Origin of the sequence: Microbacterium sp. SLBN-111 (assembly GCF_049739645.1) — a bacterium.
Lineage (GTDB): Bacteria > Actinomycetota > Actinomycetes > Actinomycetales > Microbacteriaceae > Microbacterium.
Map to the genome: position 1 here is coordinate 2,425,417 of NZ_JBMGQH010000001.1, position 12,161 is coordinate 2,437,577.

12 protein-coding genes, 1 other RNA gene and 1 pseudogene are annotated in these 12,161 nt (G+C 72.3%); 5 read left to right on the top strand and 9 right to left on the bottom strand.

The window, feature by feature from the left end; genetic code table 11:
* Positions 1–37: 37 nt before the first annotated feature.
* On the bottom strand, positions 38–544 hold the full coding sequence (locus RKD05_RS11230; RefSeq protein ID WP_424711824.1) for an amino acid permease: 507 nt from the start codon (positions 542–544) through the stop codon (positions 38–40).
* Between the two features lie 94 nt (positions 545–638).
* Positions 639–1,514, bottom strand: a pseudogene (locus tag RKD05_RS11235) (APC family permease); the annotation flags it as partial.
* A gap of 204 nt (positions 1,515–1,718) precedes the next feature.
* Between RKD05_RS11235 and RKD05_RS11240 the strand changes: the two are divergent.
* Both RKD05_RS11240 and RKD05_RS11245 read left to right on the top strand, forming a co-directional pair.
* Positions 1,719–3,203, top strand: coding sequence for an APC family permease (locus tag RKD05_RS11240; RefSeq protein ID WP_424710078.1), 1,485 nt, complete (start codon positions 1,719–1,721; stop codon positions 3,201–3,203).
* Positions 3,196–3,885 carry a helix-turn-helix domain-containing protein gene (locus RKD05_RS11245; protein ID WP_424710080.1) on the top strand — a complete coding sequence of 230 codons (690 nt, stop codon included), beginning with the start codon at positions 3,196–3,198 and terminating at the stop codon, positions 3,883–3,885. The genes RKD05_RS11240 and RKD05_RS11245 overlap by 8 nt, the downstream gene beginning before the upstream one ends.
* A 6-nt stretch (positions 3,886–3,891) precedes the next feature.
* Here the strand turns inward: RKD05_RS11245 and RKD05_RS11250 are convergent, their stop codons facing one another.
* Together RKD05_RS11250 and RKD05_RS11255 are read right to left on the bottom strand one after the other, a co-directional pair.
* Positions 3,892–4,875 (bottom strand): PDR/VanB family oxidoreductase, encoded by a 984-nt coding sequence (locus RKD05_RS11250; protein ID WP_424710081.1) that lies wholly within the window; start codon positions 4,873–4,875, stop codon positions 3,892–3,894.
* Positions 4,875–5,954, bottom strand: coding sequence for a Rieske 2Fe-2S domain-containing protein (locus tag RKD05_RS11255; protein ID WP_424711825.1), 1,080 nt, complete (start codon positions 5,952–5,954; stop codon positions 4,875–4,877). Before RKD05_RS11255 ends, RKD05_RS11250 begins: the two co-directional genes overlap by 1 nt.
* A gap of 101 nt (positions 5,955–6,055) precedes the next feature.
* On the opposite strand from RKD05_RS11255, the gene RKD05_RS11260 reads away from it, so the two are divergent.
* Entirely contained in the window at positions 6,056–6,709 is a 654-nt protein-coding gene (locus RKD05_RS11260; protein ID WP_424710083.1) for a PadR family transcriptional regulator, read from the top strand.
* Here the strand turns inward: RKD05_RS11260 and RKD05_RS11265 are convergent.
* The 4 genes from RKD05_RS11265 to RKD05_RS11280 form a co-directional block, all read right to left on the bottom strand.
* Entirely contained in the window at positions 6,706–8,238 is a 1,533-nt protein-coding gene (locus tag RKD05_RS11265; RefSeq protein ID WP_424710085.1) for an acyl-CoA synthetase, read from the bottom strand. The two genes, RKD05_RS11260 and RKD05_RS11265, sit on opposite strands and share 4 nt — an antisense overlap.
* Before the next feature lie 159 nt (positions 8,239–8,397).
* Positions 8,398–8,850, bottom strand: a complete 453-nt coding sequence (locus RKD05_RS11270; RefSeq protein WP_022877814.1) for a MaoC family dehydratase — start codon at positions 8,848–8,850, stop codon at positions 8,398–8,400.
* A gap of 32 nt (positions 8,851–8,882) precedes the next feature.
* Positions 8,883–9,761: an amidohydrolase family protein gene (locus tag RKD05_RS11275; RefSeq protein WP_424710087.1), complete on the bottom strand. Its 879-nt coding sequence runs from the start codon at positions 9,759–9,761 to the stop codon at positions 8,883–8,885.
* Between the two features lie 4 nt (positions 9,762–9,765).
* On the bottom strand, positions 9,766–10,704 hold the full coding sequence (locus RKD05_RS11280) for an SDR family NAD(P)-dependent oxidoreductase (protein WP_424710091.1): 939 nt from the start codon (positions 10,702–10,704) through the stop codon (positions 9,766–9,768).
* A gap of 75 nt (positions 10,705–10,779) precedes the next feature.
* On the opposite strand from RKD05_RS11280, the gene RKD05_RS11285 reads away from it, so the two are divergent.
* Both RKD05_RS11285 and ffs read left to right on the top strand, forming a co-directional pair.
* On the top strand, positions 10,780–11,226 hold the full coding sequence (locus RKD05_RS11285) for a MarR family winged helix-turn-helix transcriptional regulator (protein WP_424710093.1): 447 nt from the start codon (positions 10,780–10,782) through the stop codon (positions 11,224–11,226).
* 52 nt (positions 11,227–11,278) lie between these two features.
* Positions 11,279–11,375, top strand: an RNA gene (gene ffs / locus RKD05_RS11290) — signal recognition particle sRNA small type.
* A 65-nt stretch (positions 11,376–11,440) separates the two neighbouring features.
* Here the strand turns inward: ffs and RKD05_RS11295 are convergent.
* A complete protein-coding gene (locus tag RKD05_RS11295; protein WP_424710095.1) occupies positions 11,441–12,115 on the bottom strand; it encodes an NUDIX domain-containing protein in 675 nt (224 codons plus the stop codon).
* Between the last annotated feature and the right edge of the window lie 46 nt (positions 12,116–12,161).

Sequence of the window (12,161 nt, forward strand, 5' to 3'; positions counted from 1 at the left end):
GTGTCTTCCTGATGGAGCGGGTGGGGAGGGGGAGGGATCAGCCGGCGATGGCGTCGGTGAGCTTGGCGTAGGCGGCCGGGCGGCGGCGTCGGATCCAGGCGGCCTGGACGTAGCCGAACACCGGGACGAGCACGACCAGGGCGAGGAGCGCCCACGTCACCGCGCCGAACGTCGGTGCACCGTCGGCATCGACGTCGCCGACCATCACCGGGAAGTACGCCACGATGACGACGGCGGACACCGCGAGCCCGAGGAAGCCGAGGGCGGGGGCGATCACGGTGTTCCAGGGGCGGCGATCGGCGCGGTTGCGGGCGAAGTACACGATCACGGCGACCGAGGTAGCGGCCATCAGCACCACGATCGCGACGGTCGCGACCCCGGACAGCCACGTGAACACCTGCAGCAGCGGGTCGAGCCCGAGGAGCGCGAAGACGGCGAGCAGGATGCCGGCGGTCGCGGTCTGCACGAGCGACGACGCGTGCGGGGACAGGTGACGGGAGTGCACGCCGGACAGGCGCTCGGGCAGGACGCCGGCGGTCGACATCGCGTGCTGGTAGCGGGTTGAGGACGTTGTGGAACGACAGCACGCACGCGAACATCGACGTCAGCAGCAGGACGTTCACGAGCACCTCGCCGACCGTCCCGAGATAGATCGCGACGGTGCGGAGCATGAGCGTCGCCGGGTTCTCCGCCGCCGCGGCCAGGATGCCGCCGGGACCCCACGCCATGATCAGGCCCCAGGTCGCGAGCGTGTAGAAGATGCCGATGCCGATGACCGCGCCGTAGGTCGCGCGCGGGATGGTGCGGTCCGGATCGCGGGCTTCGTCGCGGAAGATCGCCGTGGCCTCGAACCCGATGAACGCGGCGATCGCGAACATCAGACCCACGCCGGGCGAGCCGCTGAAGACGTTGGCGGGCTCGAACGGCGCGAGGCTCAGACCCTCGGGTCCGCCGTTGACGACGACCGCGGCGACGAGCACGAGCACGATCGCGACCTCGGCGACGAGCAGCACGCCGAGCACCTTGCTCGAGAGGTCGATGTGGCGGTAGCCCAGGATGCCGACGAGCCCCACCGTGGCCAGCGCGTACAGCCACCACGCGAGGTCGGGGCCACCGATCGACGCGACGGTGATCTCCAGCAGGTAGCCGATGTAGCCGTACACCGCGACCTGGATCGTCGTGTACGTCAGCATCGCGGTCCACGCGGCGGCGAGACCGGACGGGCGGCCCAGGCCGTACCCGATGTAGGTGAAGAACGCGCCCGGCCGCGGCACGTGGCGCGTCATCGCGGCCAGACCCACGGCGAACAGGAGCAGGATGACGGCGCTGACGGCGTACAGGGTCGGATAGCCGACACCGTTGCCGAGCAGGATGCCGAGGGGACCGGCGCCGCCGACGACGGTGAGCGGCGAGGCGGCGGCGACGACCATGAAGATGATCGCCGTGACACCGAGGGAGCCGCGGAGGGTCCGCGCGGGTGCGGCGTCGGTTCCCTTCGATTTGAGCTGGGTCATGTCGGAGCCTTTCGGAGGTCGGGTGTGCGTCCGAGGTTCCTCCCGGCGCGTTGCCTGCCGATGTGATCGGCGTGAAAGTGCCGGAACACGGACTGAGACACCCCCGGTCGCGGCGTCTCAGTCCGGGACACGCGCCGGAAACATCGGTGTCGCGCCGGGGCAACGGCCGCGGCGTACGGTCGCACCGAGTCCACGGGGAGCACCATGACCGCACTTGCCCGCGCCATCGCCCGGCCCACGCCCGTCGCCGGCTTCGGCGCGCGTTCACCGCTGCACGGACTGGAACGCCGCAGCATCGGCATCGTCGATCTCGCCGCCCAGTCCGTCGCCGCCGTCGCGCCCGCCGCGGCGGCGACGACGGTCGTGCTCCTCGTCGCGGGCGTCGCGCCGGGGGCCGCGGTGGCCGCGATCGTCGCCGCCGGGGTGCTCAGCTTCGCCGTCGCCCGCACCGTGTCGCAGTTCGCCCGCCGCTTCGCCGCGGCCGGCGGCCTGTACACCTACACCGCTCGCGGATTGGGGGAGCGAGCGGGACTGGTCGCCGGTGCGGCGACGGTGATCGGCTACGCGGCGATCGCGATGTTCGCCCTCCTCGGGGGCGCCTACTACCTGAGCTATCTGCTCGGGGCGGCCTGGCCCGGCCTCGACCACGCCGCCACGGTGACGATCGCCCTCCTCGGGGAGGTCGTGTTCGTCGCGGCGGTGCTGGTATCCGGCATCCGGCTGTCGGCGCGGGTGGCGCTCGTCGTCGAGGCGATCTCGGTGGCGCTCATCGTGGCGCTCCTGTCGGTGCTGCTCGTGCTCATCGGCCCGGCCGACGTCGTCGCGGCCCTCGCGCCCGGGCCCGTGGACCCGGTCGCGCTGGCCGCCGGGGCCGTGGTCGCGCTCACCGCCTTCGTGGGGTTCGAGTCCGCCGCGACCCTGGGCGTGGAGTCGGTGGCGCCGCTGCGCAACGTCCCCCGCGCGATCACGGGCACCGTCGTGATCAGTGGGGCGGTGTACGTTCTCGCCGCCGTCACCCAGGCCTCGGGGTTCCACGCGCTCGGTCTCGACCTGGCCGCGAGCGCGTCGCCCGTCAACGACCTCGCCGGCGCCTACGGACTCGGGCCGTGGGGCGTGGCCGCCGACATGGGGATCACGGCATCCTTCCTCGCGTGCGCGATCGGAACGATGACCGCGCTCGTGCGGGTGCTGTTCGCGATGAGTCGGGACGGGGTGCTGCCCGCGCGGCTGGGGCGCACCCACCCGCGCCTGCGCACGCCGATCGTCGCGATCGCGGCGGCCCTCCCGCTGGTCGGAGGGGTTCCCCTCGTGCTCGCGCTCTCCGAGGTCGACGTCCGCGAGGCGATGCGGGCGACGCTCGCCGTCGGGGCGACCGGGTACATCGTCGCCTACGTGCTGGTGTGCGTCGCGGCACCGGTGTTCTTGCGCCGGATCGGCGAGCTCACCGTGTGGCCGGCGGTCGTCGCGGGGGTCTCGGCGGTGGCGCTCACCGCGGCGCTGGTGGCGTTCCTCGTCGTCGGCTCCGACGCCGTCGCGCTGATCTCGGTCGCCGCGGCCGCGCTGCTCGCGGGCGTGCTCATCGCGATCGTCGCGTCTCTCCCACGGTCGCGGCCCATCGGCGCGTACGACGAGCCGGTGGCCGCCCAGGTGCTCGGCGGCGTCGCTCCGCCCGGGCGGGCCGATGCCTGAGCGGCCGGGTCTCGCCGCGCGTCAGCCGGGCGCCGTCCGCTCGGCCCTGGCGGTGCTCGAGGCCGTCGCGCACCTGGGGGCCGGGGTGAGCGCACAGCGCATCTCCACGGAACTCGGTCTCGCCCGCGCGACGACGTACCGCCTGCTGAACCTGCTCGTCGAGGACGAGTACCTCGTCCGCACCCCCGATCTCTCCGGCTTCGCGCTGGGCGCCCGCGTCGTGCACCTGGCCGGAGTGACCGCCGCGCCCGCGCGTCTGCCGGGAGCCGCGCGGGCGCTCCTCGCCGAGGCGCGGCGGAGCGTCCGCGGAGGGGTGCACGTCGTACTGTTCATCGATGGGCGCGTGGTCGTCCTCGACGCCGACCCGGACTTCCCGCTCTCCGACGCCGACCGGCTCGTCCGCGAACCCGCCCGCTACGCCCTGGGCCGGCTGCTGCTCGCGGCCGAGGGGCAGGTGACGGACGGCGCGGTCGCCGCGGACCTGCGCCGGTTCGGCGCGACGCGGCAGTGCGGCGAGATCGTGCCGACGACCGGATGCCTCGCCCTCCCGATCCGCGACGACCGGGGTGTCACGGTCGGCGCGCTGGGGTTCTCCGGAGCGCGCCACCGCGTCGAGGACCCGACGGAGGTCATCGGGGCGCTGGAGCCGACCGCGCGCGCTCTCGCGCCGCTCGTGGTGTGAGCGGCCTCACGTGGGCAGGATCGTGACGACGCCCGTCCCGCCCGCCGGCGCCACGACCCGCGAGACGCAGCAGCACATCTTCGTCCGCGCGTCGCGCTGCCGCTCGCTGTGGAACACGTCTCGGTGGTCGATGTCTCCGTCGAGGCCCGAGACGCGCACCTCGCACAGCCCGCACTCGCCCTTGCGGCAGTCGTACATGAGGTCCGCCCCGGCGGCCTCCAGGGCCTCGAGCATCGACTGGTTCGGCGGCACCACCGTCTCCAGCCCCAGCGAGGGGATGCGGACGGTGAACGGCTGCGGGTCGTGCCAGCCGCTGTTGCCGAACGTCTCCGTGCGCAGGTCGGCGGGCGGGAGCCCCGCCTCGATCCAGGCCCGCCGCACGGCATCCATCAGCCGGATGGGACCGCACACGTACATCTCGGTGCCCGGTTCGACCGAGGCGACCAGGCGCGACACCGAGACCGACGTGCCCTCGTCGCGGACGTGCACCGCGAGGCGGTCGCCGTGCCGCTCGCCGAGGTCGTCGAGGTAGGCCATGAGCGGGCGGCTGCGCCCGAGGTAGAGCAGCCGGTAGTCGGCGCGGGCCGTGCGCAGACGTTCGGCCATGCCGTGCAGCGCCGTGATGCCGATACCGCCCGCGACCAGCACGTACCGCCGGGCGCCGAGGCGCAGGGGGAAGTCGTTGAGCGGCTGCGTCACCTCGATCCGGTCCCCGGGGCGCAGCGCGTTCATCACGGCGGCACCGCCGCGGCTCACGGGGGAGGTGTAGACGCTGAGCGCCACGCGGGCGCCGTCGGGGGTGGCATCCACGATCGAATACGAGCGCCGCTCGATCTTCCCGGCGATCGGCACGCGCACGTCGAGGTGCGCGCCGGGCTCGACCCGGACGGGGGAGTCGACGTCGATCTCGATGCGCCGGATCTCGGGCGTGAGGGCGCGCGCGGCGGCGACCGTGCCGCCCTGCCACACCTCGCGGTGCGCGACGGCCATCAGCCCACCGCCGCGGGGGTGCGTTCGCGGCCCTCGGCGGCGAGTATGCGCTCCAGCAGCCGGCGCACCCACATCCCGCCGGCGTCGATGTTCAGGCTGTAGAACTCGTAGTCGGGGTTGGCGTCGATCGCGGCCTGCTGGGCGGTCAGCATCGCCTCGTCCTCGCCGAAGACGCCGTGGACGCCCTCCCGCAGCTGCGTGGTGATGAGCTGGCTGTCGAGGCGGTAGTTGCGCTGGAACGACCAGAAGTAGTGGCTCGTGCGGTCGGTCTCGGGCGTGATGGTGTTCATGACGTATCCGTTCACGCCCTGCGAGCGGTCACCCTCGGGTGCCCCGGTGCCGGCGGCGGCGACGCCCACGTCGATGCAGATCGTGGACGGCGCCTCGTAGTGGATGATCTGCCAGCGGTCCACGCGACCGGTGAAGCCGGGGAACTTGTCGCGCATGTTCTTGAGCCAGAACGGCGGCGGCTCGATGTCGCGCATCCACCGTTCCACCGTGACGGTGGTGTCGTCGTGGGTCGTGACGAACTCGGACTCGCTGAGTTCCTTCTGGCCGATGCTGCTGGAGTGGACGAACTCCTCGTGCGTGAGGTCCATGAGGTTGTCGAGGATGAGCTGGTAGTTGCACGGGGCGTGGATCGTCAGCCCGTCGCCGGTCCACTCGGGGTGGGTCATCTGGTGCATGTCGGGGATGAGACCGGGGTCGGCCAGCGCCGCGTCGCCGACCCACACCCACACGTACCGGTAGCGGTCGACCACGGGGAACGAAGGCACGAGCGCGCTGGGGTTGATCGTCTCCTGCGCGGGCATGGAGGTGCAGCGGCCGCGGGGGTCGTACGTGATGCCGTGGTACGGGCACCGGATGTCGCCGGGCCCCACGAGCGTCCCCTGCGACAGCGGTGCGAGGCGGTGCCAGCACGCGTCGGCGAGGGCCACGGCGGTGCCGTCCTCGGTGCGGTAGAGCGCCAGCGGCCGTCCGGCGACGGTGCGCGCGAGCGGGCGCTTGCGCGTGACCTCGTGGTCCCACGCGGCCACGTACCAGGCGTTCCGGGGGTAGTCGAGCAGCTTGGCCGCCATTGTCTCGGTCACGGGACCTCCTCGTCCTCAATAACTATCTCGATAGATATTGCGAGGAAGATATCGTGGGCGGACACCGCGACGCAAGAGGGGAGTCCGCGATGAGCCTGCGCTACGCGCTGCTGGCCCTGCTGACCGCTCAGCCGATGACCGGATACGACCTCGCGAAGGCCTTCCACGGGTCGGTCGGGCACGTCTGGCACGCCCCCGATTCGCAGATCTACCCCGAGCTCAAACGCATGGTCGCCGACGGTCTGCTGCGCGACGAGTCGGTCCCGTGGGGCGCCGCCACCACCAAGACGCAGTACACGATCACCGACGAGGGCGTCGACGACCTCCGCCGCTGGATGGAGCAGCCCGTCGCGTACGGCGCCGACCGGGACCCCGCGATCCTGCGCGCCGCCTACTTCGAGTGGGCCGACCCGGATGCCGCTCGCGCGCGGCTGCGCGAACACATCGCGCACTACCGCGTCCGCCGCGGGCTGTGGCAGGCGCAGCTGGAGGCGATCCGGGGCCGCACCCACCCGATCGTCGCCCGCCGCCTCGAGACCGACACGCGCCACGACCCCGAGGCGATCGTGGCGTTCAAGGTGTTCGCGTACGAGGGGTTCGTGGCGCGGGCCGACCACGAGATCGCGTGGGCGGAGCGCGGCCTCGCCCTCGTCGACGCCCTCCAGGGGCGCGCCGGCGACGCGGGCACCGCCGACGAAGGCGCCGACGGCGGAGTCACCGTGGCGGACCGCGTCACCGACTAGGGCGCCGACAGCAGCCGCGCCCGGAGGTCGGCCTTCCGCACCTTCCCCGACGCCGTGCGCGGCAGGTCGTCCACGACGGTGACCGTCTTCGGGATCTTGTACCGCGCGATCTGGCCGGTGAGCTCCGCGCGCACGCTCTCGGTGTCGACCGACACCCCCTCGGCCACCGTGACCAGGGCGATCGGCACCTCTCCCCATTTCTCGTCCGGGATGCCGATCACCGCGACGCCCGTGATCCCCGCGATGCCGAGGATCAGACCCTCGACTTCGGCGGGGTAGATGTTCTCGCCGCCGGAGATGATGAGGTCCTTCAACCGGTCCGCGATGTAGAGGTAGCCGTCCTCGTCGAGATAGCCGAGGTCGCCGGAGCGGAACCAGCCGTCCGCCGCGAACGCCGCGGTCGTGGCGTCGGGGAGCCCGTGGTAGCCGGCGAACACGTTGGGGCCGCGCACCTGGATCTCCCCGACGGCGCGGGCGGGAGCCGGCATCCCGTCCTCTCCGACGACCCGGACGTCGGTGAAGAAGTGCGGCAGGCCGACGCTCCCGGCCTTCGCGCGGGTCATCGCGGCCGACAGGCTCGTGGCGCCGGGGGAGGTCTCGGTCATGCCGTAGCCCTGCGTGAAGGACAGCCCGCGCGCCTCGTACGCCTCGCGGATCCGCGGCGGCACCGCCGATCCGCCGCACGTGAGCGTGCGCAGGCTCGACACGTCGGTGCGGGACCACTCGGGATGGTCCGCCATGAGTTGGTATGTCGTCGGGACGCCCGACACCACTGTGACGCCGTGGCGCTCGATGAGGTCGAGCGCGCGTCCAGCCTCGAAGCCGTTCTCGAGCACCACGGTCGCGCCCTTCAGGAGAGCGGGGAGCGCCCCCATGCCGAGCGAGGCGACGTGGAAGAGCGGCGAGATCATGAGCGACACGTCGGAGGAGACGAGGTCGTAGTCGATGATCGTGTTCATCGACACCCAGGTGAGGTTGCCGTGCGTGAGCACCGCGCCCTTGGCGCGACCGGTGGTCCCGGAGGTGTAGACGAGGGCGGCGGGGTCGTCGAGGCCCACGTCTTCGGGTGGCGGCGCGGTGACCGCGCGGTCCAGGAGGCGGGCCAAGCCCGGTTCGCCGTCGCGGCCCGAGGCGCCCGTGCCGATGACGTGTGGGACCGGCGCGGTCGAGACCGCCGCGGCCACGCGATCCGCGAACGACGGATCGTGGACGAGCACGCGAGCGCCGGAATCGGCCAGCACGTGCGCGATCTCGGGGGCCGCGAGGCGGGTGTTCACCGGCACGAACACCGCGCCGAGGTGTGCCGCGCCGAACAGCGTGACGAGGAACTCCGGCGAGTTCTCACCGAGGTACGCGACGCGGTCGCCCCGGCCGACGCCGTGGTCGGCGAACACGGCGGCGGCCCGCTCCACGGCGGTGGCGAGGTCGGCGTAGCTGAGGCGCCGATCGTCGCCGAAGATGAGGGCGGTCTTGTCGGGGTGCTTGAGGCGGCGGCGGGGGAGCCAGGCGCCGAGTCCGGGTGTGCTCATGGGTCTCTTCGTCGAGGAGGGGCGCTACCGTGCGCCCCGGAGCGGGGGAGGGATGCCGGGAGGCGGGGCCGGCGAGGTGCGGGCGGCGGTGCGCACCTCGCCGGGATCGGGCCGGGAGCCGACCGGGCGAGCCGGGGCCGGTTCCCGGGGAACCGAAGGTCAGGCGTAGAAACGGTACAGGCCGCGCGCGACGACGGCGGGCTTGTCGCCGCCCTCGACCTCGACGGTCTGGTCGACGGCCAGCTGATAGCCGCCGCGCACCTCGGTCACCTCGGCGACCACCGCGTTCATCCGAACGCGCGCGCCCACCTTCACCGGCGAGACGAAGCGCACCTTGTCGAGGCCGTAGTTGACCTTCGTCGTGACCCCGGTGACGTCGAGCAGTTCGGTCCAGAACTTCACCGTGAGCGACAGGCTCAGGTAGCCGTGCGCGATGGCGCCGCCGAAGGGGCCGTCCTTCGCGCGCTCGGGGTCGGTGTGGATCCACTGGTGGTCGTCGGTCGCGTCGGCGAACAGGTCGACGCGGTCCTGCGTGATCTCCAGGTACTCGGACCAGCCGAGGTCGGTGCCGGCGAGGCCGGCGACGTCGGCGTAGGCGACGGTCGTGGTCATGATGTTCTCCGTTTCGAGGGAGTCGGGTGGGTCTAGAGGCCGAGCAGGCGCGCGGCGTTGTCGCGGAGGATGCCGGGGAGGCGTTCGGGCTTGAGCGACGTCTGCTCGACGTCGCGCAGCCAGCGGTCGGGGGTGAGGAGGGGGAAGTCGCTGCCGAAGAGCACCCGCTCGCGCAGGAACGCGTTCGCGGCCCGCACGAGCTGCTCGGGGAAGTACTTCGGGCTCCAGCCGGACAGGTCGATCCACGTGTTGTGCTTGTGGGTCGCGACCGAGATCGCTTCGTCCTGCCACGGCACGGAGGGGTGCGCCATGACGATGTTCAGCGCCGGGAAGTCCGCGGCGACACCGTCGAGGAGCATCGGGTTCGACAGGGCCAGACGGAACCCCCGACCGCCCGGCATCCCGGCTCCGATCCCCGTCTGCCCGGTGTGGAACAGGGCGACGGCTCCGGCGGCCTCGATCTCGGCGTACAGCGGGTAGTACCGCTCGTCGCTCGGGTCGAAGCCCTGCACGGTCGGGTGGAACTTGAAGCCGCGGACGCCGGAGTCCTCGATCAGGCGGCGGGCGCGGTCCACGGCGTCGGGCCGCCGGGGATCCACCGACCCGAACGGGATGAGCACGTCCGCGTGGCGTGCGGCGCCGGCCGCGATCTCCGCGCTCGAGATCGGTGGGTGCCCGAGCTGCGTCTCGGCGTCGACGGTGAACACGACCGCGGCCATGCGACGTTCGCGGTAGTACGCCGCGATGTGGTCGAGGTCGGGTCGGGGCCCGTCGGTCGAGAAGTAGCGGCTGGCCGCCTCCGTGAGGTCGTCGGGGAGGGACGAGTGGTCGTGGCCGTCGATCTCGACGTGCACGTGCATGTCGATCGCGGTGAGGGCCGCGACGTCGATGTCGGGCTCGTAGCGGGTCACGCGGTCACCGCACCGGGTCGCGCCGCAGCTCGTCCGGGAGGGGCGGGAACGTCTCGCCGACGCTCTGCAGCGGGCCGACCACCGCGTCGAACTCGTCCGCCAGAGCCTCGGCGCTCCACCCGCCGTCGCGGTAGGCGGTGGCCGCGGGCTCGGGGTGGGTCCACAGCTGCAGGCGGTCGCCGCCGACGCCGATGGCCTGTCCGGTCACCGCGCCGGCGGCATCCGAGGCGAGGTAGGCGATGAGGCCCGCGACGTCGTCGGACGTGCCGAAGCCGAGGTCGTGGCGGAAGAACGCGGGCATGGGCTCTCCCGCGGCGTCGGCTTCGACGGCGGCGGCGAAGTACGGCACCGTCGCCGTCATCGCGGTGGCGGCGACGGGGATGACCGCGTTGGCGGTGATTCCGGCCTTGCGGAGCTCGAGGGCCCACGTGCGCACCATGCCGACGATGCCGGCCTTCGCCGCGGCGTAGTTGGTCTGGCCGAAGTTGCCGCGCTGGCCGGTCGGGGAGCCGATGCAGATGATGCGGCCGGGGATACCGTTCTCGCGCATCCACGTCGCCGCCTCCCGCACGCACGTGAACGTGCCGCGGAGGTGGACGCCGATGACGGTGTCGAAGTCGTCGTCGCTCATCTTCCACAGCACGGTGTCGCGCAGGACACCGGCGTTCGTGACGAGGATGTCGAGCCGGCCGAACGTGTCGACGGCGGTGCGGACGAGCTCCTGCGCGGTCGCGGTCGGGCCGACCGGCGCGACGACCGCGACCGCGCGGCCGCCGTCGGCCTCGATCGTGGCGACGGCCTCGGCGGCGGTGGCGGCGTCGACGTCGTTGACGACGACGGCCGCACCGTGGCGGGCGAGTTCGCGGGCGTAGGCGAGGCCGAGGCCGCGGCCCGAGCCGGTGACGACGGCGACTTTGCCGTCGAGGAGGGGTGCGCTGGTCATGGAAGTCCTTCCGTCGCACTCTTTCTAAGCTCAATCGTTGAGAAAGTCAATGATTGAGATCGCTATGATTGCGCGATGACGTCGAAGACCCCGACCGACGAGACCGTGCGCCTCGACGACGACCTGAGCTTCCTCATGGCGCGCGCGAACGCCCTCTCGATCGCCGCCGGGAACGCGGCTCTGGCCCCCTTTGGACTCAAGGTGCGCTCGTACTCGGTGCTCGCGCTCGCCGCCGGCGAGGCCCGCCCGTCGCAGCGCGAGGTGTCCGAGCACCTGCGGCTGGATCCCAGCCAGGTGGTCGCTCTCGTGGACGAGCTGCAGCGGCGAGGGCTCGTGACACGCGAAGCAGACCCGCGCGACCGGCGCGCGAATGTCGTGGTCGCCACGGCCGACGGTCGCGCGCTCCTGGCGGAGGCGCGCCCGGCGATCCTCGCCGCCGAACGGGCGTTGCACGCGGGGCTCGACGACGAGGAACGCGGTCAGCTGGCGGCGCTGCTCCGGCGCGTCGCCTTCCCCGGGTGAACGGTCGCCGACCCCGTCGACATGCGTCCCGGCGGACGTCGGGTAGACTGGCGGCAGCTCTCCGCGCGGCGGTATCCAGGCCAACTCCCCCAGGACGGAAACGTAGCAAGGGTAACCAGGCTCTGCCGGGTGCGCGGAGAGTCTTTTCATACCCGGGCGCAGGTTCGTCGGCGGATTCCGGATGCCACGCCGCGGCGTCCTGCTCCGCCCCCGCTCAGCGGCGCGCGAACGGCCCGTCGATCACCGCCCACTGCAGCAGCATGATCGTCTTGGCATCCTGGATCTCCCCGTCGCGGATCATCCGCAGGGCCGCGTCGATGTCGTATTCGAGGATCTCGATCTCCTCGTCCTCCTCGGCGAGGCCGCCGCGGTCGCCCTCTCGCGTCGCGCCGTCGTAGGCCGCGGCGAACAAGTGCAGGCGCTCGGTGACGGACCCGGGACTCATGTACACCTCGAACACCGGCTCGACGTCGACGACCCGCAGTCCGGTCTCCTCCTCGGCCTCGCGGCGGATCGCGGTGACCGGGTCGTCGTCGTCCAGCAGACCGGCCGCGGTCTCGATGAGCATGCCGTCGGGGTGGTCGTTGACGTAAACCGGGTAGCGGAACTGTCGCGTGAGCAGCACCGTGCGCCGCGCGGGGTCGTAGAGGAGGATCGTCGCGCCGTTGCCGCGGTCGTAGGTCTCGCGCTTCAGCGTCGCCCACTCGCCGTCGTCGCCGAGGTAGCGGAAGGTCGTCGCGCGCAGCACGTGCCATCCCGCGGCGAGGAGCTCGACGTCGGTCACCTCGACGCGGGGATTGCGATCCAGGTCGCGTCCGGTGAGGTGCAGGCCCGTGCGGCCGCGGTAGTCCGGGACGGTGGTGCCGGGGCGATCCGGGAGAGTGCTCACGACCGCAGCCTACGGTGCGGATTCGATGGCTCGATAGCGAGGCAAC

Bases quoted from the DNA above. Each gene is read 5' to 3' on its own strand.
- RKD05_RS11230 (WP_424711824.1), bottom strand. From the start codon at position 544: ATGTCGACCGCCGGCGTCCTGCCCGAGCGCCTGTCCGGCGTGCACTCC.
- RKD05_RS11240 (WP_424710078.1), top strand. From the start codon at position 1,719: ATGACCGCACTTGCCCGCGCCATCGCCCGGCCCACGCCCGTCGCCGGC.
- RKD05_RS11245 (WP_424710080.1), top strand. From the start codon at position 3,196: ATGCCTGAGCGGCCGGGTCTCGCCGCGCGTCAGCCGGGCGCCGTCCGC.
- RKD05_RS11250 (WP_424710081.1), bottom strand. From the start codon at position 4,875: ATGGCCGTCGCGCACCGCGAGGTGTGGCAGGGCGGCACGGTCGCCGCC.
- RKD05_RS11255 (WP_424711825.1), bottom strand. From the start codon at position 5,954: ATGGCGGCCAAGCTGCTCGACTACCCCCGGAACGCCTGGTACGTGGCC.
- RKD05_RS11260 (WP_424710083.1), top strand. From the start codon at position 6,056: ATGAGCCTGCGCTACGCGCTGCTGGCCCTGCTGACCGCTCAGCCGATG.
- RKD05_RS11265 (WP_424710085.1), bottom strand. From the start codon at position 8,238: ATGAGCACACCCGGACTCGGCGCCTGGCTCCCCCGCCGCCGCCTCAAG.
- RKD05_RS11270 (WP_022877814.1), bottom strand. From the start codon at position 8,850: ATGACCACGACCGTCGCCTACGCCGACGTCGCCGGCCTCGCCGGCACC.
- RKD05_RS11280 (WP_424710091.1), bottom strand. From the start codon at position 10,704: ATGACCAGCGCACCCCTCCTCGACGGCAAAGTCGCCGTCGTCACCGGC.
- RKD05_RS11285 (WP_424710093.1), top strand. From the start codon at position 10,780: ATGACGTCGAAGACCCCGACCGACGAGACCGTGCGCCTCGACGACGAC.